A 23,315-nucleotide genomic window follows, 5' to 3' on the forward strand; every position below is an offset into this window, starting at 1 on the left:
CCAGCCACCCACGACCCGCACCCGGCGTCGCAAAGGTGCCGCCGCGCCCGCCCGTGCCGCCCTGAGGGCACCTCCCAGGCCCTTGAGGCAGTGGGGAGACACGACTGCCCGCAGCGGCGGCGTACCTGCCTGCGGCAGCGGGGGGCCGTGTCGGCGGCCTCGGCTGCAGCGCCCTTCAGGGGCGCGGGGAACTGCGCGACCAGCCACCCACTGGGGAGGCACGACTGCTCGCGGCTGGGGCGGGCGGCCGGCCCACAGCTTGGGCGGGCGCGGGCGCCGGATCGGCGCCCGCTACATGCGCGACACGTTTCGTTCGTACACCAGGCGGAGCCCGATCAGCGTCAGCCACGGCTCGTGTTCGTCGATCACCGTCGCCTCCCCCAGAACCATCGGCGCCAGCCCGCCCGTGGCGATGACCGTGACGTCGTCCGGGTCGTCGGCCAGTTCCCGCGCCATGCGGTTGACCACGCCGTCGACCTGCCCGGCGAACCCGTAGACGATGCCCGACTGCATCGCCGCGACCGTGTTCTTGCCGATCACCGTCCGCGGGCGGGCCACCTCGATCTTGCGGAGCTGGGCCGCCTTGACGCCCAGCGCCTCCACCGAGATCTCGATGCCGGGCGCGATGACCCCGCCGACGTACTCCCCGCGCGCGGAGACCGCGTCGAACGTGGTCGCCGTGCCGAAGTCGACGACGATCGCCGGCCCGCCGTACAGCTCGTTGGCGGCGACCGCGTTGATGATGCGGTCGGCGCCGACCTCCTTGGGGTTGTCGAACTGGATCGGCACGCCCGTCTTCACGCCCGGCTCCACGAGGACCGCGGGCACGTCGCCGTAGTAGCGGCGGGTGACCTCGCGCAGTTCGTGCAGCACGGACGGGACGGTCGCGCAGATGGCGATGCCGTCGATGCCGTCGCCCAGCTCCTCGCCCAGCAGCGGGTGCATGCCCATCAGGCCCTGGAGGAGCACGGCCAGCTCGTCCGCCGTGCGCCGCGCGTCCGTGGAGATGCGCCAGTGCTCGACGATCTCCTCGCCGTCGAACAGGCCGAGAACGGTGTGCGTGTTGCCCACGTCGATGGTCAGCAGCATGGCCGGTCCTACTCTGCGGCGCGCAGGTCGAGGCCGATGTCGAGGATCGGCGAGGAGTGGGTGAGGGCGCCCACGGCGAGGTAGTCGACGCCCGTGTCGGCGTACGCCTTCGCGTTGGCGAGGGTGAGGCGGCCAGAGGCCTCCAGCGCCGCGCGGCCGTCGACGAGGGCCACGGCCTCCTCGCACTCGACGGGCGTGAAGTTGTCCAGCAGGATCAGGTCGGCGCCCGCGTCCAGCACCTCGCGGAGCTGGTGCAGGGTGTCGACCTCGACCTCGATGGGCACGTCGGGGAAGCGCTCGCGGACGGCCTTGAAGGCCTGCGCGACGCCGCCCGCGGCCACCACGTGGTTGTCCTTGACCAGCGCCGCGTCCGACAGGGACATGCGGTGGTTGACGCCGCCGCCGCAGCGCACGGCGAACTTCTCCAGGCTGCGCAGCCCCGGCGTGGTCTTGCGGGTGTCGCGCACCTTCGCCTTGGTGCCCTCCAGAGCGTCCGCCCACGCGCGCGTGGCGGTCGCGATGCCGGAGAGCCGGCACAGCAGGTTCAGCGCGCTGCGCTCGGCGGTGAGGATGTCGCGGGTGCGGGTGGTGACCGACAGGAGCACCTGGCCGGCCTCCACGCGGTCGCCGTCCTCCACGTGCCGCTCGACCTCGAACTCCTCGGTGCAGACGATCGACATGACCGCCTCGGCGACGCGGAGTCCTGCCACCGTGCCCGCCTCGCGGGCGGTGAAGTCGGCGGTGGCGACGGCGTCCTCGGGGATGGTCGCGACCGTGGTCACGTCCTCGCCGTGCGCCAGGTCCTCCTGGAGGGCCACGTTGGCGATGTCCTCGACCTCGACGGGGTCGAGCCCCGCGTCGGAAAGGAGCTCGGCGAGCGCGGGGTCGAGCCCGCACTCCAGATAGGCGTCCTCCTCGCCGGCGCCGCAGGCACAGCCGTCGCCACAGCCGCCGGAGGAGACGAGGGGAAGGTCGGGGGTGGTCACTGCTGTCACTGCTCCTGGGCCTGGGGGAGGGTCGGGGGGAAGTCTGTGGTGTCGGTGGTGCGCACCGCCAGCGATCGGTCGGGATTCAGCCGTACGACGATGTGGCGGCGCCATGCCGTGTCGTCGCGCTCGGGACGGTCCTCGCGCCAGTGGCAGCCGCGGGTCTCCTCGCGCCGGCGTGCCGCTTCCACGAGCACGCGGGCGACACACAGGAGGTTGGTGGCCTCCCAGGTGTCGACGCCCGGCTCGGCGGTCTTGCCGTTCTCGTCGAGGGCGTCACGCGCGTCGGCGTGCAGTCGGTGCAGGCGGTCGGCGGCCTCGGCGAGGGACGCCTCGGAGCGCAGGACGCCCGCGCCGCGGGTCATGATCCGCTGGATGGCGAAGCGCGCCTCGGGCGGGAGGAGCGGGTGTGCGGGGCGCTCCGCCGTGGGCAGCGGCTGCGGCACGCGCGCGTGGAGGCCGGTGGAGGCGATGTCGGCGGCGATGCGCTCGGCGTAGACGAGGCCTTCGAGGAGCGAGTTGGACGCGAGCCGGTTGGCGCCGTGCACGCCGGTGCAGGCGACCTCCCCGCACGCGTACAGGCCGGGCACCGTGGTGCGGCCGTGAGAGTCGGTGCGGACGCCGCCGGAGGCGTAGTGGGCGGCCGGGGCGACCGGCACGGGCTGTGTGACCGGGTCGATGCCGTGGGCGCGGCAGGCGGCCAGGATCGTCGGGAACCGCTGCTCCCACATCTCGGCGCCGAAGTGGCGGGCGTCGAGGTACATGTGCTCGGCGTCGTTGTCGAGCATGCGGCGCACGATGCCCTTGGCGACGATGTCCCGGGGCGCCAGCTCGGCCAGCTCGTGCTGCCCCAGCATGAAGCGCACGCCGTCGCCGTCCACCAGGTGGGCGCCCTCGCCGCGGACCGCCTCGGAGACCAGCGGCTGCTGGCCCTCCGCGTCCGGGCCGAGGAACAGCACCGTGGGGTGGAACTGCACGAACTCCAGGTCGCTCACCTCGGCGCCCGCGCGCAGCGCGAGGGCGACGCCGTCGCCGGTGGAGACGGCCGGGTTGGTGGTCGCGGAGAACACCTGGCCCATGCCGCCGGTGGCGAGCACCACGGCCGGCGCGTGCACCGCGCCCACCCCGTCGTGCTGGCCCTCGCCCATCACGTGCAGGGTGACGCCGGCGGTGCGGCCCTCGGCGTCGGTGAGCAGGTCGAGCACGAGCGCGTTCTCGATCGTGCGCAGCCCCCGCGCGCGGACCGCCTCGACCAGGGCGCGGGAGATCTCCGCGCCGGTGGCGTCGCCGCCCGCGTGGGCGATACGGCGCCGGTGGTGGCCGCCCTCACGGGTGAGTTCCAGGTTGCCGTCGGTGGACGCGTCGAACTGCGCCCCCGTCGCGATGAGCCGCCGTACGGCGTCGGGGCCCTCGGTGACCAGGATGCGCACCGCCTCCTCGTCGCACAGGCCCGCGCCGGCGACCAGGGTGTCGTCGAGGTGCTGCTCGGGGGTGTCGCCCTCGCCGAGGGCCGCGGCGATGCCGCCCTGCGCCCAGCGGGTCGAGCCGTCGTCGAGGCGCGCCTTGGTGACCACCACGGTGGTCAGCCCCGCGGCCTCGCAGCGGAGGGCGGCGGTGAGCCCGGCGACGCCGGAGCCGACGACCACCACGTCGGCGTCGATGGACCACCCGGGGGCGGGGGCGTGGAGCCGTATGCCTGTCGTGGTCACGAGGCGTCTCCGAACGTTCCGAAGGTCAGGGGGATGTTGTCGATCAGCCGGGTCGCGCCCACGCGCGCGGCGACCGCGAGGACGGCCTCGCCGGTGAAGTCGTCGCCGATCTCGGTGAAGTCGGACGGGTCGACCAGCGCCAGGTAGTCCAGCTGGAGCGGCGGGTCGAGGCGGGCGGCCTCGTCCAGCACCTGGCGGGCGGCGGCACGGACCGCGGCGGGTCCGCCGGCGGTGGTCGCGACCGCGTGCGCGTCGGCGGCGGCGCGGGACTCGCCGATCGCGCTGAGCGCCTCGGCACGGGCCCGCGAGGCGGGCACCTCACGGGCGCGGGCGCGCAGCGCCTCCTGCGCGGCGTGCCGGTCGCTTCCCGCGAACAGCGCCTGCGACAGGGCGAGCGCGGTGCGCCGCTCGGCGGGCGACAGGTAGCGGTTGCGGCTGGACAGGGCGAGCCCGTCCTCCTCGCGGACAGTGGGCACGCCGACGATCTCCACCCCGAAGTTCAGGTCGCGCACCATGCGCCGGATCAGGGCGAGCTGCTGGGCGTCCTTCTGCCCGTAGAGGGCGACGTCGGGGCGGGTGAGGTGCAGCAGCTTCGCCACGACGGTGAGCATGCCGTCGAAGTGGCCGGGGCGGGCGGCGCCCTCCAGCCGCTCGCCCATGGGTCCGGCGCTGATCCTCACCTGGGGTTCGCCGCCGGGGTAGACCTCGTCGACGGACGGGGCGAACACGACGTCGGCGCCGGACTTCCCGGCCAGCTCCACGTCGGCGTCCAGGGTGCGCGGGTAGCGGTCCAGGTCCTCGCCCGCGCCGAACTGCAGCGGGTTGACGAAGACGGTGACGACGACCTCGCCCTCCGGTCCGGCGATCTTCCGGGCGGTGCGGATCAGCGTGGCGTGGCCCTCGTGCAGCGCGCCCATGGTCATCACGACGGCACGGCGGCCGGTACGCGCGCGGGCGTGCAGGTCGGCGGCGGTGCGCAGCAGGGTGGCGGTCATCGGGCGGCTCCGTTCCGGGACGCGCGCGGGGGCGTACGGGTGGGGTGGGCGTGCGGGGTGCGGGCGGTACCGCTCATGGGGCCTCCCCCGGGGAGCTTCCGGGGGCGCCGTCGGCCGGTCCCGCGAGCACCCCGAGGAGGGGCTCGGCGAGCTCCGGCTTCAGCAGCCCGTGGGCGAGGGCGCGGTCGGCGGTGGCGCGGGCCATGGCCAGGTACCCGGCGACGGTCCCGGGGGCGTGCTCGCGCAGCTCGGCGACGTGCGCCGCGACCGTGCCGGCGTCGCCGCGGGCGACGGGTCCTGTGAGGGCCGCGTCGCCGGAGCGCAGGGCGTTGTCGAGGGCGGCGCCGAGCAGCGGGCCGAGCATCCGGTCGGGGGCGCCGACGCCCGCGGTGCGCAGCAGCTCCAGGGACTGGGCCACCAGGGTGACCAGGTGGTTGGCGCCCAGGGCGAGGGCCGCGTGGTAGAGCGGGCGGTTCTCCTCGGCGATCCACTCGGGCTCGCCGCCCATCTCGATGACCAGCGCCTCGGCGGCCAGTCGCAGCTCCTCGGGAGCGGTGACGCCGAAGGAGCAGCCGGCGAGCCGCTGCACGTCCACGGGGGTGCCGGTGAACGTCATCGCCGGGTGCAGCGCGAGGGGCAGCGCGCCCGCGCGCAGGGCGGGGTCGAGGACCTTCGCGCCGTACCGCCCGGAGGTGTGCACGAGGAGCTGGCCGGGGCGCACGGCGCCGGTCTCGGCGAGTCCGGTGACCAGCTCGGGCAGGGCGTCGTCGGGGACGGTCAGCAGCACCAGTTCGGACCGCTCCAGCACCTCGGCGGGCGGCACCACCGGCACGTCCGGCAGCATCTCCTCGGCGCGCCTGCGGGAGGCGTCGGAGACGGCGGAGACGGCCACCGGGCGGTGCCCTGCCAGTTGGAGGGACGCGGCGAGGGCGGGACCCACGCGTCCGGCGCCTACGACGCCGACGGTGAGCCGCGCTGGGCGGTCCCGGGGATCGGGCTGTGGGGTTGTGTTCACGCGACGACGGCCTTCCCGTTCCAGTCCGCTCGGGGTACCGGACGATTTCTCGTCATGTTAACGCGATCGGTTCCGGCGGCCACCGGTTGTCCACAGGCTGTGGGTTTCTGTGCGCACCTGGGACCGCCTCCGCCCCCCGCCCCCGTGAGCAATGGGGGTGACCCCGCCGAGCGGCCGGGGCATGATCGCGGGCATGACTGACACGGCGGAGCACGACGGCACGGAACCGACGACGGAGGAGGCCGCCGCGCCCACCCAGCGTGAACGACGCATCGCGGCCTGGCGCAACGCCCCGCGCGTGCTGGCGCGCCTCGGCTTCCTCGCCCCGCTCCGGGAGCGGCTCGCACTGCTGGAGGCGGCCGGCGACGTCCACGACCTGGACGAGACCTCGGACATCTACGGCAACGGGGTCGTGGAGGCCCTGGAGCGGCGGGTCGCGGAGCTGCTCGGCACCGAGGCCGCGGCCTTCTTCCCGACCGGCACGATGGCGCAGCAGGTGGCCCTGCGCTGCTGGGCGGGCCGCACCGGCGACCCGGCGGTCGCGCTGCACCCGCTCGGCCACCCCGAGGTGTACGAGCGGCACGCGTTCAGCCAGGTCAGCGGTCTGCGCCCGGTGCATTTCGCGAACGAGCCGCGGCTGCCCACCGCCGAGGAGGTCCGGGACTTCCCGGAGCCCTTCGGGGCGCTGATGCTGGAACTGCCCCTTCGTGACGCCGGGTTCGTGCTGCCCACCTGGGACGAGCTGACCGAGGTGGTGGAGGCCGCACGGGAACGCGACGCGGTGGTCCACTTCGACGGGGCGCGGCTGTGGGAGTGCACCGAGCATTTCGGGAAGCCGCTGGAGGAGATCGCGAGCCTCGCGGACAGCGTCTACGTGTCCTTCTACAAGTCCCTCGACGCCTTCGGCGGCGCCGCCCTCGCCGGACCCGCCTCGCTGGTCGAGGAGGCGAAGACCTGGCGCCACCGCTACGGGGGCGCGGTGTTCCAGCAGTTCCCGACCGCGCTGTCCGCGTTGATCGGGCTCGACCGGGAGCTGCCCCGGCTGCCGGAGTACGTGCGCCACGCGCGCGTGGTGGCCGCCGCCCTGCGCGAGGGCCTGGAAGCAGGGGGGCTGCCCTTCTTCCGGGTGCACCCCGAGGTGCCGCACACCTACGACTTCCAGGTGTGGCTGCCGTACGAGACGGAGTTCGTGGCGGAGACCGCGATCAAGGCGGGCGAGGAGACCGGCCGGATGCTGTTCGCGAACCACTGGGACCCGAAGGGGCCCGGGCTGACCTTCACCGAGGTCTACGTCCGCGCCGCCGCCCTGGAGTGGACGGCCGACGACGTCCGCGAGGCGGCCGCGGACTTCGCCCGCCGTCTGACCGGCGGGTGACGCTCACCCGGGGTCCCCGATTGACGGCGGCCGTCAATCGGGGACCCGGTGTCGGTGGCCGGGTGCACCATATGGGCATGGGCGTGCACATCGACATCACCGGGCTGCGGCCGGAGCGGATCGCCGTCGTGATCTCTCCGCTGGCCGAGCTGGGCATGGCGCTGCACGCGCTGTCCGAGCCGGCCCACCACCCCGGCCTCCAGGCCTGGGTGACGGCGGTGACCGCACGCCTCGACCCGCATCTCGCGGACCGTATGTGCGAGGCGGACTTCCTGTGGCGGACGACGTTCTCCGACCTGTTCCTCGCCTGCGCCGGGCTTCCGGGCCGTACGGCGCTGCCCGGCGGCACGCTCGCCGAGGAGCTGGACCTGCTGGACAAGCTGTCGGACGAGCAGTTCGTCGACGGCGCCCTGGAGTTCACCTGCGCGCTCCCCTACGAGGTGCCGGGGCGCGGCCCGCTCTCCGACGAGGGGCTGCGCCGCCGCTCGCTGGAGCTGGCCGCCGCGCGGGGCCCGCGCCAACTGCTGTTCACCGAGCGGCTGCTGGCCGACCCGCCGCGCACCCGGGCGTGGCTGCGGCAGTTCCTCCAGGACTGCGACGAGGCGTTCTTCGCGGAGGCATGGTCCCGGCTGCGGCACCAGCTCGCCGCGGACGCCCGCCTCAAGACGGACCTGCTGCGGCACAAGGGGCTGGGCGAGGCGCTGACGTCGGTGTCGTCCGCCGTGACGCTGGACGAGGCGGCGGGACGGATCACCGTCGACAAGCTGGGTGACGGCCGCACCGCGACCGGCGACGGCGGGCTGCTGCTGATCCCCACCAGCCTCGGCTGGCCGCACCTGATGGTGCTGCACCGGCACGGCTGGCAGCCCGTGCTGCACTACCCGGTGGGCTCCCCCGAGCTGGCCGCCCCGCCGACGGTCGAGCAGCTCGCGCTGCGGATGACCGCGCTGTCCCACCCGGTGCGGATGCGCATGTGCCGCCACCTCGCCCGCAGCGCGTACACCACCAGCGAGCTGGCGCAGGTGCACGGGATGACAGCGCCGGAGATATCCCGGCACCTGGCGGTGCTGAAGAAGGCCGGCCTGCTCACCACCCGCCGCCGCGGCCGGTACGTCCTGCACCAGCTGGACGTGACGGTCGTGGCCCGCCTCGGCAGCGACTTCCTGGAGGGCATCCTGCGGTGACGCTCCTCAGGCGTGTCCTGCCGGACGGAGGCGTCAGCCGAGGCGGATGTGCCGTACGCCGACGGCCGCCTGGCGGAGCCGGGTGCGCAGCCGGCCCTCGTGGTTGGGCCGCAGGGTGAGGCCGGCGAGGACGGCGATCCGGTCGGCCGTCTTCGGCACGGTGGAGTGGTCGGTCCACAGATGCTCGGCGAACTCCGGCTCCGCGAGCCGCTCCAGGCAGGCGTCGAGCCGCTCGACCGCCCAGCTCTCCCGCCGCGGACCGCCGCGACCCAGATGCCCGAGCCCCCGCTCCCGCAGCCGCCGCAACACCGTCTCCCGCTCGGCGAGCAGCGTGAAGTGCCGTACGTCGTGGCCCAGTTCGCGCAGCCGCCCCACCGTCTCGGCGAAGTAGCCGGGGTCGGTGACGGTCATCGGCGCGATCACCACGCCCTCGCGGCGGGTCAGGGTGAGGTCGAGGATCTCCACGACGCCCTGCCGCCAGGCCTTCAAGTCCTGGAAGTCGCCGCGCAGTTCGGGCGGCAGCATGCGGTGGAGGCCGAAGCCGGGCTGCTCGGGGTCACAGACGACGCTGCCCGGCAGGCGGCGGCGTATCTCGTGTGCGGTCTGTGTCTTGCCGCCACCGAAGGGGCCGTTGATCCACAGGAGCATGCGCGGCACCCTACCGGGGGCCGGGGCGCCGTTCAGCCGTGTCCGCCGGCCCGCACCAGACCCGTCTCGTAGGCGAGGACGACCACCTGCACCCGGTCGCGCAGACCGAGCTTGGTGAGGATGCGGCCGACGTGCGTCTTCACGGTCGCCTCGGACAGCACCAGCCGGGCCGCGATCTCCCCGTTGGACAGGCCCTGCGCGACCAGCACCATGACCTCGCGCTCGCGCTCGGTGAGCCGCTCCAGCTCCTTGTGCTCGGGCTGCTTGCCGCTGCTGGGCAGCATCGGCGCGAACCGGTCGAGGAGCCGGCGGGTGGTGGAGGGGGCCACCACGGCGTCGCCGCTGTGCACGGCGCGGATCGCGGTGAGCAGCTCACCGGGCGGCACGTCCTTGAGCATGAAGCCGGACGCGCCCGCCTTCAGCCCGGAGAAGGCGTACTCGTCGAGGTCGAAGGTGGTCAGGATGAGCACCTTCGGCGGGTCGGTGTCCGCACAGATCCGGCGGGTGGCCTCCACGCCGTCCAGCTTCGGCATGCGGACGTCCATGAGCACCACGTCGACGGCGGTGGTCCGCAGCACCTCCAGGGCCTCGACGCCGTTGCCCGCCTCCGCGACGACCTCCATGTCCGGCTGGGCGGCGAGCACCATCCGGAACCCGGTACGCAGCAGCACCTGGTCGTCGACGAGCATCACGCGGATCGTCATCGGGGCCTCTTCCGTTCGGTCGTCTCGGTCGTCGGGTGCAGCGGGGGGCGTGACAGGTGTCAGCACAGGGCGTGTGGTCAGTGCGCCGGTTTGAGCGGCAGCAGGGCGCTGATGCGGAATCCTCCGCCCGGCCGCGGCCCGGCGTCCAGGGTTCCGCCGACCATGCCGACCCGCTCGCGCATGCCGATCAGTCCGTGCCCCTGGCCGTCGAACCCGCCCTCCTCGTACAGCTCGTGCGGAGCGCCCTTGCCGTCGTCCTCCACCAGCAGGCCGAGCCCGTCGTCGAAGTAGACCAGGCGCACGCTGGCGCCCGCGTTGGGACCGCCGTGCTTGCGGGTGTTGGTCAGCGCCTCCTGCACGATGCGGTAGGCGGTCAGCTCGACGCCCCGGGGCAGTTCGCGCGAGGTGCCCTCGACCTTGAAGTCCACGGGCAGTCCGGACTCCCGGCACTGCTCGACGAGGTCCTCGATCTGCTGGAGCCCCGGCTGCGGCACGTACTCCCCCGCCTCCTGGTGCTCGCCGGTGCGCAGCACGCCCAGCAGGCGGCGCATCTCGGCGAGGGCCTGGCGGCCGGTGGTGGAGATGGTCTCCAGGGCCTTTCTGGCCTGGTCGGGCGCCGCGTCGAGGACGTAGGCGGCGCCGTCGGCCTGCACCACCATGACCGACACGTTGTGCGCGACCACGTCGTGCAGCTCGCGGGCTATACGGGCGCGTTCCGCGGCGACCGCGACCTTGGCCTGCGCCTCGCGCTCCTTCTCCAGCCGGGCGGCCCGCTCCTCCAGCTGCGCGAAGTAGGCGCGGCGGGTGCGTATGGAGTCGCCGAGCACCCAGGCGAGGGCGAACGGCACGGCCAGGATGACCGACAGGGCGACGTTCTCGGCGGTGCCCGCCTGCGGGTTGGGCCAGCGGAGCTGCGCGAGCGGGGCGGCGCACAGACCGGCGGTCAGCGCGACGCGGGAGGCCCAGCGGGCGCCGACGGCCGCGACCGTGTAGACGATCACCAGCAGCGCGAAGTCGGCGGGCCCCGTGGGCACGTCGAGGATCAGCTGGCCGAACCCCACGACCAGGGCGAGGAGCAGCATCCGCTCCGGCATCCTGCGGCGCAGCGCCACCACCACGGACAGCAGGAGCATCACCGGCACGGTGAGGGCCGGCAGGTCGGTGCCGCGCCCCTCCTCCACGGTCGCTCCGCCGAGCACCGAGATCCCGAAGAGGATCACGGCCCAGAAGCCGTCGACCCACGTCGGGTGCCTGCGGAGGAAGTCATAGAGGCGCTGCACGTAACCCAGCGTAGGGAAGCAAAATGCGTGCAGGGGTCAACCGGTAGGTCGATCCCCGTCCGCGACGTGTACTCCGCAAGGTGGAGGCCCGTCCGGTTGGCGCACGTAGCCTGGCCCGGTGAGGACGGCGACGACGGACGCGGGACAGCGGTGACGGCGGATACGACGGGGACGGCGGAGGACGGTTTCCGCGGCTGGCGGGAGGCCGCCCAGGAGGCGCTCTACGGCCCGGACGGCCTCTACCGCCGCCCCGGCGCGGGCCCGGCCGCCCACTTCCGGACGTCCGTGCACGCCTCCCCGCTGTACGCCCGTGCGGTGGCGCGGCTGCTGTGCCGGGTCGACGAGGCGCTGGGCCGGCCGCCCGTGCTGGACTTCGTGGACATGGCGGCCGGACGGGGCGAACTGGTCACCGGCGTACTGGGGGCGCTTCCCGCGGACGTGTCGTCCCGCGTGCATCCGTACGCCGTCGAGCTCGCCACGCGCCCCCCGGAGCTGGACGACCGGATCGAGTGGCGGGACGAGCCGCCCGAGGGGATCACGGGGCTGCTGTTCGCCAACGAGTGGCTGGACAACGTGCCGGTGGACGTCGCCGGGACGGACGCCTCCGGCACCCCCCGGTACGTGCTGGTGCGCGCGGACGGCGCCGAGCGGCTCGGGGAGCCGGTCGCCGGGGCCGACGCGGAGTGGCTGGGCCGGTGGTGGCCGCTGCCGCCCGAGGAGGGCCTGCGCGCGGAGATCGGACTCCCCCGGGACCACGCCTGGGCGTCCGCCGTCGGCACGGTCGCGCGCGGCGCCGCCGTCGCCGTGGACTACGCGCACACCGCCGGAGCGCGCCCGCCGTTCGGGACGCTGACCGCGTTCCGGGAGGGCAGGGAGACGGCGCCGGTGCCGGACGGTTCCCGCGACCTCACGGCGCACGTCGCGCTGGACGCGTGCGCCGCCGCCCCCGCGCTGCCGGGCGCGCGTCTGCTGACCCAGCGGGAGGCCCTGCGCGCCCTGGGCGTCACGGGCGGGCGTCCGCCCCTGACGCGGGCGAGCAGCGACCCCGCCGGCTACGTCCGCGCCCTCGCCGCCGCCGGGGAGGCCGCGGAGCTGACCGCGCCGGGCGGCCTCGGCGACTTCGGCTGGCTGGTGCAGCCGGTGGACGTCGGGGACGTCCTCACCGGCTGAGCGCTACTTGTCGATGTCGCCGACGACGAAGAACATCGACCCCAGGATCGCCACCATGTCCGCCACCAGCGTGCCCGGCAGCAGCTCGGTGAGCACCTGGATGTTGTTGTACGACGCCGACCGCAGCTTCAGCCGGTACGGCGTCTTCTCGCCCTTGCTGACCAGGTAGTAGCCGTTGATGCCGAGCGGGTTCTCGGTCCACGCGTACGTGTGCCCCTCGGGCGCCTTCAGCACCTTCGGGAGCCGCTGGTTGACCGGGCCCGGCGGCAGCTCCGCCAGCCGGTCGAGGCAGGCGTCGGCGAGGTCCAGGGAGTTGTGCGTCTGCTCCAGCAGGCACTCGAAGCGGGCGAGGCAGTCGCCCTCCTCGCGGGTGACCACCTTAAGGACGTCGCCCAGCTGGCCGTAGGCCAGGTATGGCTCGTCGCGGCGCAGGTCGAAGTCGACGCCGGAGGCGCGCCCGATCGGCCCGCTCACCCCGTACGCGTGCACCGCCTCCGCCGACAGCGCGCCCACGCCCCGGGTGCGGCCGCGGAAGATCTCGTTGCCGAGCACCAGGTCGTCGAAGCGGTCCATCCGCGAGCGCACCTCGGCGACGGCGGCACGCGCGCGTCCCGTCCAGCCGGCCGGGAGGTCCTCCTTGAGGCCGCCGACGCGGTTGAACATGTAGTGCATGCGCCCGCCGGAGACCTCCTCCATGACGTGCTGGAGCTTCTCGCGCTCGGTGAAGGCGTAGAAGATCGGGGTGATGCCGCCCAGCTCCAGCGGATAGGAACCGAGGAACATCAGGTGGTTGAGCACCCGGTTCAGCTCGGCGAGCAGCGTGCGCAGCCACACCGCGCGCTCGGGGACCTCCATGCCGAGCATCCGCTCCACGGCGAGGACCACGCCCAGCTCGTTGGAGAACGCCGACAGCCAGTCGTGCCGGTTGGCCAGCATGACGATCTGCCGGTAGTCACGGGCCTCGAACAGCTTCTCCGCGCCCCGGTGCATGTAGCCGATCACGGGCTCCGCGTGGACGATCCGCTCGCCGTCCAGTACGAGCTTCAGCCGTAGCACGCCGTGCGTGGACGGGTGCTGCGGGCCGATGTTGAGCACCATGTCGGTGCTCTCCGCCGCGCCGCCGATTCCGACCATGGTCTCCGTCGTAGGAGTCATGCACACAGTCTGTCCTACGTACGCTGGCCCCATGGAGACGGGGAGCCCGCACGACACGGGGACAGCGGACGACGCGCAGGGGACGCCCTCGCCGGCGCCGGCGGTGGTGCCGGCGCCGGACGACGGCGCGGAGCCGGTGTGGCGTGCGCTGCCGCCCGGGCTGCTGACGATGCGGCGGCTGCTGCTGGTGGTGTGGCTGGGGCTGCTGACCCTGGCCACCGCGCTGGTCCCTGGCCTGCTGGTCGGTCCCGCCTGGGGCGCCTTCGCGGTGCTGCCGCTGGCCCTGCTGCTGTGGGGCTGGGTGATGCTGGAGCGCAACTGGCGCTCCTGGCGGTACGCCGAGCGCGCCGACGACCTGCTGATCAGCCGGGGCGTGCTGTGGCACGAGGAGACGGTCGTGCCGTACGGGCGGATGCAGCTCGTGGAGGTCACCTCCGGGCCCGTCGAGCGGCACTTCGGGCTGGCCAGCGTGCAGCTGCACACCGCGGCCGCGGCCACCGACGCGACCATCCCCGGCCTCGACCCGGCCGAGGCGGAGCGGCTGCGCGACCGGCTCACCGAGCTGGGCGAGGCCCGGTCGGCGGGGCTGTGAGCGCCCCCGGCGTCCAGGAGGACGTGACCGGCCGGCCGCCCGTGATCGAGCGGCGGCTGCACCCCGTCACGCCGCTGCGGCGGGCGTGGGCGCCGGTGGCCGTGCTGATGGGCTGGGCGGTGCACGACCCGGACGGCGCGCAGCGCCAGCTCACCCGGCTGACCACGACCACGCTGCTCGCCGGGCTCGGCGTGCTCATCCCCGCCGCCGCCCTCTACGGTTTCCTCAGCTGGTGGTTCACCCACTTCGCGGTGACCGACAGCGAGCTGCGGGTGCGCACCGGGCTGCTGTTCCGGCGCACCGCGCACATCCGTCTCGAGCGCATCCAGGCCATCGACGTCACGCAGCCGCTGCTGGCCCGGGTCGCGGGCGTGGCGAAGCTGAGACTCGACGTCATAGGCGCCGACAAGAAGGACGAGCTGGCCTTCCTCGGGGCCGGCGAGGCGCGGGCGCTGCGCGCCGAACTGCTGGCACGGGCGGCGGGCTTCGCCCCGGAGACCGCCCACGAGGTGGGCGAGGCGCCCTCCCGGCAGATGCTGCGGGTGCCGCCGGGCGTGCTGGCCGTCTCACTGCTGCTGACCGCGGCGACCTGGGTCTGGCTGCTGGTCGCCGCCGTCGCCCTGCCGCTGCTGTGGACGGCCACCCACAGCCTGTGGACGGTGCTCGCGGCCGGCATCCCCATGCTGGGCGCGGCGGGCGCGAGCAGCGTGGGCCGCTTCGTCGCCGAGTACGACTGGACGCTGGGCGAGTCGCCCGACGGCCTCCGCATCGACCACGGGCTGCTGGACCGGGCGCACGAGACGGTGCCGCCCGGCCGGGTGCAGACCGTACGGCTGGTCGAGCCGCTGCTGTGGCGTCGGCGCGGCTGGGTGCGCGTCGAACTGGACGTGGCCGGGTCGTCCAACTCCCTGCTGCTGCCGGTGGCCCCGCGCGCGATGGCCGAGTCGGTCGTCGCGCGCGTGCTGCCCGGGGTGACCGTGCCCCCGCCGGAGGCGTTCTCCCGTCCGCCGCGCGGCGCGCGGTGGTGCGTGCCGGTGTGGTGGCGGGGTCACGGGCTCGCCGTCACGGACGCGGTGTTCGCCTCCCGGCGCGGTCTGCTGCGGCGCGGCCTCTCGCTGGTGCCGCACGCGAAGGTCCAGAGCGTACGGCTCGCCCAGGGGCCCTGGCAGCGGGCGCACGGGGTCGCCGACGTCCATGTGGACACCGGCGCCAACGCCACCGTGACCGCCCGGCTGCGCCCCGCCGGGGAGGCCGCCGCCCTGCTGCACGCCCAGGCGGAACGGTCCCGTACGGGACGCAGGGACGCGCTGCCGGACCGCTGGATGGCCTGACCGGCGTCCGCGCACAGCAAAGGGGCCCCGCCCGGGCGGGGCCCCTTCGTCGTGTCCACGTGGGTCAGGAGACCGCGCTGCGCAGTCCCTGGACGTCGATGTGCTCGGTCTCGTCGTGGGCCGTCAGGTCGATGACCTGGCCGGCGCGCGGCTCCTCGGCGGCCGGCTTGTACCGCGCCTCGGCCTCCGCCTTGTGCAGCGCGAGCGCCTCCTGGCCGACGACGTCGGCGAGGTCCTCGTTCTGCACGGCGTCCAGGGCCTCGCGCCGGGCGTTCTTGGTGCCGAAGAAGTCGAACCCGTCGTCCTGCACCGGCCGCCGCGCGGGCTGCGTCGGCGGGACGACCGCCACCGCGGTCGGCACCGTGAAGTGCCCGGCGGGCTGCCGCACCGCCGGGGCGGCGGAGGCGGCCGGTGCGGTGGGGGCGGCCGCGCGCTCATGGTCGCCGGCCGCCCGGGGCTGCCCCCCGGCCTCGTCCTCCTGCGCGGGGTCGGGCTTGGGCCGCTTCGTCGGCCCGGGCCCGTCGTCCTCGGGGGTGCCGCCGCCCTTGGGGGTCTTCACGGCGATGGGCTCGGGAGCGTCCCCTGCCTTCGCGGCTCCGGGGGCGCTCTCCTTGCGCGCGGCCGGCACGGAGGGCTGCTCGGCCTGCTCCTCCGGGGCGTCGGAGTCCGACTCGGCCTGCGGCTCGGTCTCCGACTCCGTCCCGGTCTCCGCCGCGAACCGCGCCAGCGCCGCGTCCGCCTTCAGGTACAGCTTCGAACCCCCGGGAGAGAAGACGCCGGTGGTCTTCTCGTCCTGCTTCTCCCCGGATTCGGCGTCCTCCGCCTGCTCCACGTCCGCCGCAGCCTCGGAGACCACGGGCTCCGGCTCGGGCTCGGGCTCCGGCGCCGCGGGCGAGCCCGCGGGCAGGGCGCGGGCCGGGACGGCCGCCTCGATCTCCAGCACCCGGCGCTCCTCGAGGACGTTCGCGCGCTCCGCCTCGGCCGCCGCGTACCGGCGCAGCAGCGCGGCGTGCTCGTTGCGCAGGCCCGCCAGTTCCGCGCGCTTGGCGCGCAGCCGCTGCTCCAGCTTCAAGCGCAGCTCACGCGACTCCTCGAGGTCCGACTCGAGTTCGGCGACCCGTTCCTCGAAACGCCACTCGTCGCTCGCCCGCGCGCGCGTGAGGTCGGCGACGCGTTTGCCCGCCTGGGCGTCCCAGTGACGCATCACGACGGCGCCCACGATCGCCGTGACCGCGGCGGCCGCGGCCAGGAGGCGGAGCACCACCGGTTGCGTGAACACCCAGGGCCCCAGGGCGCAGACGACCGAGACGCCTGCGATCGCCGACGGGGGCAGCATCCTGTGCAGCGGCGGGGAATGACGGTGACGTCCACGTGGCATGGCCAGAAACTTACCGCGCGTAGGCGAATGGTGGTGCCCCGCCCCGCAAAAAGAAAGCCACTTGCGACGTTTCACAGGCCGTCAGCGATCGGGGCCGCGCGTGAAAAGCGGTTCATTGAATTTTCGTCAAGATCCTTTATGGGGTCCTGTCGGCGCACAACTCGCCCTCCGCGCATTCCGGTTGGCACCCTCGTCGGCCCCCGCCGTACGGCCCGCCCCCCGCGCCCCGTACGCCCCGCGCCGCCGCCGCGCCCGGGGCCCGTTCCGACCTCCGAATACCCCCGCCGGCGCCCTTCCGTCCCGCCCCTTCCGAGCGGCTTCTCCCCGCCCCGCCGCGACCCCGTTTCCGCCCTTTTCCGGCTCCCCCCGATCTTCCGCGCGTCCCCTCACGGCAATGCGCCCCGAAAGGGCTCCGCCAATGTCCGCCCGCGGCGTTTCCCGCGCGCCGGGCCCGTGCGGCACCACGCACCCTCCCTGGGCCTACGCTGAACGTATGAGCACTCGAAGCGGACGCCGTCAGGTCGCGGGCCTCCCCCACTGGGACCGGTGCGCGGTCATGGGAGTCGTGAACGTCACCCCCGACTCCTTCTCCGACGGCGGACGCTGGTTCGACACCACCACGGCCGTCAAGCACGGCCTGGACCTGGTCGCGCAGGGCGCCGACCTGGTGGACGTGGGCGGTGAGTCCACCCGCCCCGGCGCCACCCGCGTCGACGAGGCCGAGGAGCTCCGGCGCGTCATCCCGGTGGTCCGTGGCCTCGCGGCGGAGGGCGTCACCGTCTCCGTCGACACCATGCGCGCCTCCGTCGCCGAGCAGTCGCTCGCGGCCGGGGCCGCCCTGGTCAACGACGTCAGCGGCGGCCTCGCCGACCCCGCCATGATCCGTGTCGTCGCCGACGCGGGCGCCCCGTTCGTCGTCATGCACTGGCGCGGCTACCTGGAGGGCGGCAACGTCCGGGGTGTGTACGACGACGTGGTCACCGAGGTCGCCGACGAGCTCCACGCGCGCGTGGAGGCCGTCCTGGAGGGCGGCATCGCCGCCGACCGCGTGATCGTCGACCCCGGCCTCGGCTTCTCCAAGGACGCCGGGCACGACCTCGCGCTGCTCGCCCGCCTCGACCGCCTGCTGGGCCTCGGCCACCCCCTGCTCGTCGCCGCGTCCCGCAAGCGGTTCCTCGGCCGGGTGCTGGCGGGCCCCGACGCCCCGCCCCCGCCCGCCCGCGAGCGCGACGCGGCCACCGCCGCCGTCTCCGCCCTGTCCGCCGAGGCGGGCGCCTGGGCGGTGCGCGTGCACGAGGTCCGGGCCAGCGCCGACGCCGTACGGGTGGTCCGCGCGATACAGGGCGCCCGCCACGACGACCCCACATCCCCCGAGCACGGTGCGGAAGGAGCCCGGTGACCGCACCCCACACCGACGTCGAGCAGGTCGAGGCCGCCAACACCGCCTTCTACGAGGCACTGGAGCGGGGCGACTTCGAGGAGGTCGCGTCGGCCTGGCTCACACCTGCCGACCTGGGCGTCGACGAGGAGTACCACGACCCCGCCGACGCGGGCGTCGTCTCCTGCGTGCACCCCGGCTGGCCGGTGCTGACCGGGCGCGGCGAGGTGCTCCGCTCGTACGCGCTGATCATGGCGAACACCGACTACATCCAGTTCTTCCTCACCGACGTGCACGTCTCCGTCACCGGGGACACCGCCGTGGTGACCTGCACGGAGAACATCCTCAGCGGCGGGCCCGCCCCCGAGGAGGGCGAGGAGCTGGGGCCGCTGGTCGGGCAGCTCGTCGTCGCCACCAACGTGTACCGGCGCACCCCGTCCGGCTGGAAGCTCTGGTCCCACCACGCCTCCCCGGTCCTCGCCGAGGAGGACGACGACGAGGACGACGACACCCCGACCCCGCCCTGATCCGCACGTGGCGGAACTCACCCCGCCCGTCACGGCCGCCCCCCTCCGGCCCGTGAACACCGCGTCCCCGCTGGGCAGACGGACAGGGAGGCCGCGGGACCCCGCCCGGCCGCCACCCGCCCGGAGCGCCGGGGCCCGCACCCGCCGCGGGTAGATTCGAGGGCGGGCCGGTGTGCCGTCCGCACGGGGCACCGACCGGCCGGACCGACGACAGCAGGAGTGATTCGCGTGGATCGTGTCGCGCTGAGCGGCCTCAAGGCCCGCGGGCACCACGGTGTGTTCCCGAAGGAGCGCGAGGAGGGCCAGACCTTTCTCGTGGACCTCGTCCTGGGCCTGGACACCCGCCCGGCCGCCGCCGACGACGACCTGACGAAGACCGTGCACTACGGCATCGTGGCGGAGGAGGTGGTGGCCGTCGTCGAGGGCGAGCCCGTCAACCTCATCGAGACCCTCGCCGAGCGCATCGCCCAGGTCTGCCTGAAGCACGACGTCGTACAGGAGGTCGAGGTGCGCGTCCACAAGCCGGACGCGCCGATCACCGTGCCCTTCGACGACGTGACCGTCACCATCACCCGGAGCCGCGCATGACCAGGCCGTCCACCACGGGCCACACCGACCCGACCGTCCAGCCCGTCCCCGCCTCCGTGGTCGAGCAGGTGGACGCCGCCGACACCACCCTCCAGAACCCGAAGCGGGCCGTGGTGTCCCTCGGCGCCAACCTGGGCAACCGCCTGGAGACCCTCCAGGGGGCCGTGGACGCCCTGGAGGACACCCCGGGCATCCGGGTCAAGGCGGTCTCCCCCGTGTACGAGACGGAGCCGTGGGGCGTCGAGCCCGGCAGCCAGCCGTCCTACTTCAACGCGGTCCTCGTGCTGAAGACCACCCTGCCGCCGTCCTCCCTGCTGGAGCGCGCCCACGCCGTCGAGGAGGCCTTCGACCGCGTACGGGACGAGCGGTGGGGCCCGCGCACCCTGGACGTCGACATCGTCGCCTACGCCGACCTCTGCTCCGACGACCCGCAGCTCACCCTGCCGCACCCGCGCGCCCACGAGCGCGCCTTCGTCCTCGCCCCCTGGCTGGACGTCGACCCCGCCGCCGAGCTCCCCGGACGCGGTCCGGTGGCGGAGCTGCTGGACGCGGTCAGCCGGGACGGCGTCACGCCGCGCGCCGACCTGGAACTCCGGCTGCCCGAATAGCCGTTAAGGTCGAGGACGGCCACAGCCCGGGGCCACCGGCCGGGGGAACGCGAAGGGACACCGTGAAAGAGCTGCGCATCAGGGTGCTGGCCGGCGTCTTCGTCGTCGCCGGAGTCCTGTCCTGGGCCGGCGCCCGCCTGTGGAACTCGCTGGGGACCCTCCCGAGCGTGCCCGTGGCCGCGCCCATCGTCCTCGCCCTGATCGCCACGGTCCTCGCGGCCACCGCGCTCTCCCTGCGCAACCGTCTGAAGGCCCAGCGCGACCGCCGGCCGGACGCCAAGGGCGTCGACCCGCTCCAGGCGGCCCGCGCGGTGGTCTTCGGACAGGCCAGCGCGCTGGTGGCGGCCCTCGTCGCCGGCCTCTACGGCGGGACGTTCGTCGTGCTGCTCGGCTCCCTCGACATCCCCGCCCGCCGCGACCAGGCCATCTACGCCGGCTTCTCCGTGGTCGCGGGCATCGCCGTGATAGCGGCCGCCAAGTTCCTGGAGCACGTCTGCAAGCTCCCGGAGGACGAGGACGACGACGACCACCCGGGCACGGCCCCGGCGAGCTAGAGGCCGCACGGAGTACGCGAAGGGGCACGGTCCGTCCGGACCGTGCCCCTTCTTCGTCCGTGCTCTGGATTCTTCGTCCGTGCTCTGGATTCTTCGTCCGCGCTGTGGATTCTTCGTCCGTGCTCCGGACTCAGCGCGCCATGATCAGGCTCATCGCCTCGTTGCGGGTCGCCGCGTCCCGCAGCTGTCCTCGCACGGCCGAGGTGATCGTCTTGGCGCCGGGCTTGCGGATGCCCCGCATCGACATGCACATGTGCTCGCACTCCACGACCACGATGACCCCGCGCGGCTCCAGGATGTCCATCAGGGAGTCGGCGATCTGCGTGGTGAGTCGTTCCTGCACCTGCGGGCGCCGGGCGTAGACGTCCACCAGGCGGGCCAGCTTGGACAGGCCGGTGATCTTCCCGCTGGTCGACGGGATGTACCCGACGTGCGCCACGCCCCGGAACGGCACCAGGTGGTGCTCACATGTCGAGTACACCTCGATGTCCTTGACCAGCACCATCTCGTCGTGGCCGAGGTCGAACGTCGTCGTCAGCACGTCCTCGGGCTTCTGCCACAGCCCCGCGAAGATCTCCCGGTAGGCACGGGCCACGCGCGCCGGAGTCTCCTGCAGGCCCTCACGGTCCGGGTCCTCGCCCACCGCGATCAGCAGCTCGCGCACGGCGTTCTGGGCCCGCTTCTCATCGAACTCACCGATGGGGGCTATGCCGTCCAGCGTCACGGGGTCGGTCATGGGTGCCTCGTTCCTGTGCCTGCACGCGTGCCGCACACGCGTCTCGAACTGCGGGTTACGCGAAATGCCGCGTCCCCCAGGCTAGAACCAGGGGGACGCGGCATCCATTCCGGGCCCGGTGGGGCTCCGGGAGCCTCATGTCAGCTCTCGGGGCGCTCCTCCGGGGTCCGCTCCGGCTGCGGGGCGGGGTGGTCCGTCGTGGCGGTCTTCGTGGTGGAGATGGCCGGCGTGGCGCCGTTCGCCCCGTTCGTCAGCGCGAGCTCCTTGGGGGAGAGCACCGGCGGGCGGGTGGACGGCGTACGGCGCGAGGAGCCGGTCCAGGCGGGCCTGGGCGGGCGCTTCACGATCGGTGCGAAGATCTCGGCGATCTCCTCCTTGCCCAGCGTCTCCTTCTCCAGGAGGGCCAGGACCAGGTTGTCGAGGACGTCGCGGTTCTCGACGAGGATCTCCCACGCCTCGTTGTGCGCGTTCTCGATGAGCTTCTTGACCTCCTCGTCGACCAGCGCGGCGACCTCTTCCGAGTAGTCGCGCTGGTGAGCCATCTCACGGCCGAGGAAGGGCTCGGTGTTGTCGCCGCCGAACTTGATGGCGCCGAGCCGCTCGGTCATGCCGTACTGCGTGACCATCGCGCGGGCCAGTCCCGTGGCCTTCTCGATGTCGTTGGCGGCACCGGTGGTCGGGTCGTGGAAGACGAGCTCCTCCGCCGCGCGGCCGCCCAGCATGTACGCCAGCTGGTCCAGCATCTCGTTGCGCGTGGTGGAGTACCTGTCCTCGTCCGGCAGGACCATGGTGTAGCCGAGGGCGCGGCCTCTCGACAGGATGGTGATCTTGTGGACCGGGTCGGAGTTCGGTGAGGCCGCCGCGACCAGGGCGTGTCCGCCCTCGTGGTACGCGGTGATCTTCTTCTCCTTGTCGGACATGATCCGGGTCCGCTTCTGCGGGCCCGCGACGACACGGTCGATCGCCTCGTCGAGCATCTTGTTGTCGATCAGCTTCTGGTCACTGCGCGCGGTGAGCAGCGCGGCCTCGTTCAGCACGTTGGCCAGGTCGGCGCCCGTCATGCCGGGCGTGCGGCGGGCCACGGCGCCGAGGTCGACGTCCGGGGCGACCGGCTTGCCCTTCTGGTGCACCTTGAGGATCTCGAGGCGGCCCTGCATGTCCGGGCGGTCCACCGCGATCTGGCGGTCGAAGCGGCCGGGACGCAGCAGCGCCGGGTCGAGGATGTCCGGGCGGTTCGTCGCGGCGATGAGGATCACGCCGCCCTTGACGTCGAAGCCGTCCATCTCGACCAGCAGCTGGTTCAGCGTCTGCTCGCGCTCGTCGTGACCGCCGCCGAGGCCGGCGCCGCGGTGGCGGCCGACCGCGTCGATCTCGTCGACGAAGACGATCGCCGGGGCGTTCGCCTTGGCCTGCTCGAACAGGTCACGGACACGGGAGGCGCCGACACCGACGAACATCTCGACGAAGTCGGAACCCGAGATCGAGTAGAACGGGACGCCCGCCTCGCCCGCGACGGCACGCGCGAGCAGGGTCTTGCCGGTGCCGGGCGGGCCGTAGAGCAGCACGCCCTTGGGGATCTTGGCGCCCACGGCCTGGAACTTCGCCGGCTCCTGCAGGAACTCCTTGATCTCGTGGAGCTCCTCGACGGCCTCGTCGGAGCCCGCGACGTCGGCGAACGTCGTCTTCGGGGTGTCCTTGGTGATGAGCTTCGCCTTGGACTTCCCGAAGTTCATGACACGGGAGCCGCCGCCCTGCATCTGGTTCATCAGGAACAGGAAGACGACCACGATGAGGACGAAGGGAAGCAGGGACAGCAGAATGCTCACGAAGGGGTTCTGCTTCGACGGCGAGACCGTGTAGCCGTCAGGGATCTGCTTGTTCTGGAACTTGTCCTGCAGCGTGCTGGCGATGGTGACGCCCTGGTCGCCGATGTAGCTCGCCTGGATCTTCGAGCTGCCCTCGACCTTCTGGCCGTCCTTGAGCTGCACCTTCACGGTCTGCTCGTCGCCGGTGGTCAGCTTGGCCGACTCGACCTTGTTCTCGTTGATCGCCTGGACGACCTGGCCCGTGTCCACCGTCTTGTAGCCGCCGGACGAGCCGACGACCTGCATCAACACGACCACGGCAAGGACGGCCAGCACGATCCACATGACCGGCCCACGGAAGTATCGCTTCACGTCCATCCATACGGAGCGGTGCCGCCCCGTCCCTCCTGCCATAGTGAGTTTGATAAAGGCTGTTCTTCGGACGGTACCCCAGCACGGGCCCCCGACGCTGCGAGGGACGGCCGGCAATGGCGTCCACGCATGCTCC

22 protein-coding genes are annotated in these 23,315 nt (G+C 73.5%); 10 read left to right on the plus strand and 12 right to left on the minus strand.

Annotated elements, in window-relative coordinates; genetic code table 11:
• Nucleotides 1–291: 291 nt before the first annotated feature.
• From ACQY0Z_RS05190 to ACQY0Z_RS05210, 5 genes are all read right to left on the minus strand, one after another.
• Nucleotides 292–1,089 (minus strand): type III pantothenate kinase, encoded by a 798-nt coding sequence (locus ACQY0Z_RS05190; protein ID WP_019526711.1) that lies wholly within the window; start codon nt 1,087–1,089, stop codon nt 292–294.
• An 8-nt stretch (nt 1,090–1,097) separates the two neighbouring features.
• Nucleotides 1,098–2,075, minus strand: coding sequence for a carboxylating nicotinate-nucleotide diphosphorylase (gene nadC, locus ACQY0Z_RS05195; RefSeq protein ID WP_189897416.1), 978 nt, complete (start codon nt 2,073–2,075; stop codon nt 1,098–1,100).
• Nucleotides 2,076–2,080: 5 nt separating this feature from the next.
• Nucleotides 2,081–3,784, minus strand: coding sequence for an L-aspartate oxidase (locus ACQY0Z_RS05200; RefSeq protein WP_381730727.1), 1,704 nt, complete (start codon nt 3,782–3,784; stop codon nt 2,081–2,083).
• Nucleotides 3,781–4,779: a pantoate--beta-alanine ligase gene (gene panC, locus ACQY0Z_RS05205; protein ID WP_189897419.1), complete on the minus strand. Its 999-nt coding sequence runs from the start codon at nt 4,777–4,779 to the stop codon at nt 3,781–3,783. Before panC ends, ACQY0Z_RS05200 begins: the two co-directional genes overlap by 4 nt.
• A 73-nt stretch (nt 4,780–4,852) precedes the next feature.
• Nucleotides 4,853–5,794 (minus strand): DUF2520 domain-containing protein, encoded by a 942-nt coding sequence (locus tag ACQY0Z_RS05210; protein ID WP_189897421.1) that lies wholly within the window; start codon nt 5,792–5,794, stop codon nt 4,853–4,855.
• Between the two features lie 193 nt (nt 5,795–5,987).
• On the opposite strand from ACQY0Z_RS05210, the gene ACQY0Z_RS05215 reads away from it, so the two are divergent.
• Together ACQY0Z_RS05215 and ACQY0Z_RS05220 are read left to right on the plus strand one after the other, a co-directional pair.
• Nucleotides 5,988–7,169 (plus strand): threonine aldolase family protein, encoded by a 1,182-nt coding sequence (locus ACQY0Z_RS05215; RefSeq protein ID WP_254587743.1) that lies wholly within the window; start codon nt 5,988–5,990, stop codon nt 7,167–7,169.
• A 77-nt stretch (nt 7,170–7,246) separates the two neighbouring features.
• The gene (locus ACQY0Z_RS05220) at nt 7,247–8,353 is read left to right on the plus strand and encodes a DUF5937 family protein (protein WP_254587742.1); all 1,107 of its coding nucleotides are present in this window, start codon (nt 7,247–7,249) and stop codon (nt 8,351–8,353) included.
• Nucleotides 8,354–8,386: 33 nt separating this feature from the next.
• Here ACQY0Z_RS05220 and ACQY0Z_RS05225 read toward each other — a convergent pair whose 3' ends face one another.
• From ACQY0Z_RS05225 to ACQY0Z_RS05235, 3 genes are all read right to left on the minus strand, one after another.
• Entirely contained in the window at nt 8,387–9,001 is a 615-nt protein-coding gene (locus ACQY0Z_RS05225; protein ID WP_189897425.1) for an AAA family ATPase, read from the minus strand.
• 32 nt (nt 9,002–9,033) lie between these two features.
• A complete protein-coding gene (locus ACQY0Z_RS05230; RefSeq protein ID WP_189897426.1) occupies nt 9,034–9,705 on the minus strand; it encodes a response regulator transcription factor in 672 nt (223 codons plus the stop codon).
• Between the two features lie 77 nt (nt 9,706–9,782).
• Nucleotides 9,783–10,985, minus strand: a complete 1,203-nt coding sequence (locus tag ACQY0Z_RS05235; protein WP_189897428.1) for a sensor histidine kinase — start codon at nt 10,983–10,985, stop codon at nt 9,783–9,785.
• A gap of 150 nt (nt 10,986–11,135) precedes the next feature.
• On the opposite strand from ACQY0Z_RS05235, the gene ACQY0Z_RS05240 reads away from it, so the two are divergent.
• Nucleotides 11,136–12,155, plus strand: coding sequence for an SAM-dependent methyltransferase (locus tag ACQY0Z_RS05240; RefSeq protein WP_439813347.1), 1,020 nt, complete (start codon nt 11,136–11,138; stop codon nt 12,153–12,155).
• A 3-nt stretch (nt 12,156–12,158) separates the two neighbouring features.
• On the opposite strand, the gene ACQY0Z_RS05245 is transcribed toward ACQY0Z_RS05240, so the two are convergent.
• Nucleotides 12,159–13,310: an NADH-quinone oxidoreductase subunit D gene (locus tag ACQY0Z_RS05245; protein WP_381730728.1), complete on the minus strand. Its 1,152-nt coding sequence runs from the start codon at nt 13,308–13,310 to the stop codon at nt 12,159–12,161.
• Nucleotides 13,311–13,341: 31 nt separating this feature from the next.
• Between ACQY0Z_RS05245 and ACQY0Z_RS05250 the strand changes: the two genes are divergently transcribed.
• Nucleotides 13,342–13,902, plus strand: a complete 561-nt coding sequence (locus ACQY0Z_RS05250) for a PH domain-containing protein (RefSeq protein WP_254587740.1) — start codon at nt 13,342–13,344, stop codon at nt 13,900–13,902.
• Nucleotides 13,899–15,233, plus strand: coding sequence for a PH domain-containing protein (locus ACQY0Z_RS05255; protein WP_439811896.1), 1,335 nt, complete (start codon nt 13,899–13,901; stop codon nt 15,231–15,233). The genes ACQY0Z_RS05250 and ACQY0Z_RS05255 overlap by 4 nt, the downstream gene beginning before the upstream one ends.
• 64 nt (nt 15,234–15,297) lie before the next feature.
• On the opposite strand, the gene ACQY0Z_RS05260 is transcribed toward ACQY0Z_RS05255, so the two are convergent.
• The gene (locus tag ACQY0Z_RS05260) at nt 15,298–16,611 is read right to left on the minus strand and encodes a hypothetical protein (RefSeq protein ID WP_439811897.1); all 1,314 of its coding nucleotides are present in this window, start codon (nt 16,609–16,611) and stop codon (nt 15,298–15,300) included.
• A gap of 493 nt (nt 16,612–17,104) precedes the next feature.
• Here ACQY0Z_RS05260 and folP point away from each other — a divergent pair, with 493 nt between their 5' ends.
• The 5 genes from folP (at nt 17,105) to ACQY0Z_RS05285 (ending at nt 20,266) form a co-directional block, all read left to right on the plus strand.
• Entirely contained in the window at nt 17,105–18,010 is a 906-nt protein-coding gene (gene folP, locus ACQY0Z_RS05265) for a dihydropteroate synthase (RefSeq protein ID WP_189897436.1), read from the plus strand.
• Complete coding sequence (locus ACQY0Z_RS05270) at nt 18,007–18,516, plus strand: nuclear transport factor 2 family protein (protein WP_189897438.1); 510 nt, start codon at nt 18,007–18,009, stop codon at nt 18,514–18,516. The genes folP and ACQY0Z_RS05270 overlap by 4 nt, the downstream gene beginning before the upstream one ends.
• Before the next feature lie 228 nt (nt 18,517–18,744).
• Nucleotides 18,745–19,104, plus strand: coding sequence for a dihydroneopterin aldolase (gene folB, locus ACQY0Z_RS05275; protein WP_240801063.1), 360 nt, complete (start codon nt 18,745–18,747; stop codon nt 19,102–19,104).
• A complete protein-coding gene (gene folK, locus ACQY0Z_RS05280) occupies nt 19,101–19,712 on the plus strand; it encodes a 2-amino-4-hydroxy-6-hydroxymethyldihydropteridine diphosphokinase (protein WP_254587437.1) in 612 nt (203 codons plus the stop codon). The genes folB and folK overlap by 4 nt, the downstream gene beginning before the upstream one ends.
• A 62-nt stretch (nt 19,713–19,774) precedes the next feature.
• Entirely contained in the window at nt 19,775–20,266 is a 492-nt protein-coding gene (locus ACQY0Z_RS05285) for a DUF3180 domain-containing protein (RefSeq protein ID WP_254587438.1), read from the plus strand.
• Nucleotides 20,267–20,396: 130 nt separating this feature from the next.
• Here ACQY0Z_RS05285 and folE read toward each other — a convergent pair whose 3' ends face one another.
• Both folE and ftsH read right to left on the minus strand, forming a co-directional pair.
• Nucleotides 20,397–21,002: a GTP cyclohydrolase I FolE gene (gene folE, locus ACQY0Z_RS05290; protein WP_254587439.1), complete on the minus strand. Its 606-nt coding sequence runs from the start codon at nt 21,000–21,002 to the stop codon at nt 20,397–20,399.
• A 140-nt stretch (nt 21,003–21,142) separates the two neighbouring features.
• Nucleotides 21,143–23,185, minus strand: a complete 2,043-nt coding sequence (gene ftsH, locus ACQY0Z_RS05295; RefSeq protein WP_189897444.1) for an ATP-dependent zinc metalloprotease FtsH — start codon at nt 23,183–23,185, stop codon at nt 21,143–21,145.
• Nucleotides 23,186–23,315: the final 130 nt, after the last annotated feature.

The organism is Streptomyces sp. P9-2 (assembly GCF_051903975.1).
GTDB classification, from domain to species: domain Bacteria; phylum Actinomycetota; class Actinomycetes; order Streptomycetales; family Streptomycetaceae; genus Streptomyces; species Streptomyces cellulosae.

Bases quoted from the DNA above. Each gene is read 5' to 3' on its own strand.
- ACQY0Z_RS05190 (WP_019526711.1), bottom strand. From the start codon at position 1,089: ATGCTGCTGACCATCGACGTGGGCAACACGCACACCGTTCTCGGCCTG.
- panC (WP_189897419.1), bottom strand. From the start codon at position 4,779: ATGACCGCCACCCTGCTGCGCACCGCCGCCGACCTGCACGCCCGCGCG.
- ACQY0Z_RS05215 (WP_254587743.1), top strand. From the start codon at position 5,988: ATGACTGACACGGCGGAGCACGACGGCACGGAACCGACGACGGAGGAG.
- ACQY0Z_RS05220 (WP_254587742.1), top strand. From the start codon at position 7,247: ATGGGCGTGCACATCGACATCACCGGGCTGCGGCCGGAGCGGATCGCC.
- ACQY0Z_RS05225 (WP_189897425.1), bottom strand. From the start codon at position 9,001: ATGCTCCTGTGGATCAACGGCCCCTTCGGTGGCGGCAAGACACAGACC.
- ACQY0Z_RS05230 (WP_189897426.1), bottom strand. From the start codon at position 9,705: ATGACGATCCGCGTGATGCTCGTCGACGACCAGGTGCTGCTGCGTACC.
- ACQY0Z_RS05245 (WP_381730728.1), bottom strand. From the start codon at position 13,310: ATGACTCCTACGACGGAGACCATGGTCGGAATCGGCGGCGCGGCGGAG.
- ACQY0Z_RS05250 (WP_254587740.1), top strand. From the start codon at position 13,342: ATGGAGACGGGGAGCCCGCACGACACGGGGACAGCGGACGACGCGCAG.
- ACQY0Z_RS05260 (WP_439811897.1), bottom strand. From the start codon at position 16,611: ATGCCACGTGGACGTCACCGTCATTCCCCGCCGCTGCACAGGATGCTG.
- folP (WP_189897436.1), top strand. From the start codon at position 17,105: ATGAGCACTCGAAGCGGACGCCGTCAGGTCGCGGGCCTCCCCCACTGG.
- folK (WP_254587437.1), top strand. From the start codon at position 19,101: ATGACCAGGCCGTCCACCACGGGCCACACCGACCCGACCGTCCAGCCC.
- folE (WP_254587439.1), bottom strand. From the start codon at position 21,002: ATGACCGACCCCGTGACGCTGGACGGCATAGCCCCCATCGGTGAGTTC.
- ftsH (WP_189897444.1), bottom strand. From the start codon at position 23,185: ATGGACGTGAAGCGATACTTCCGTGGGCCGGTCATGTGGATCGTGCTG.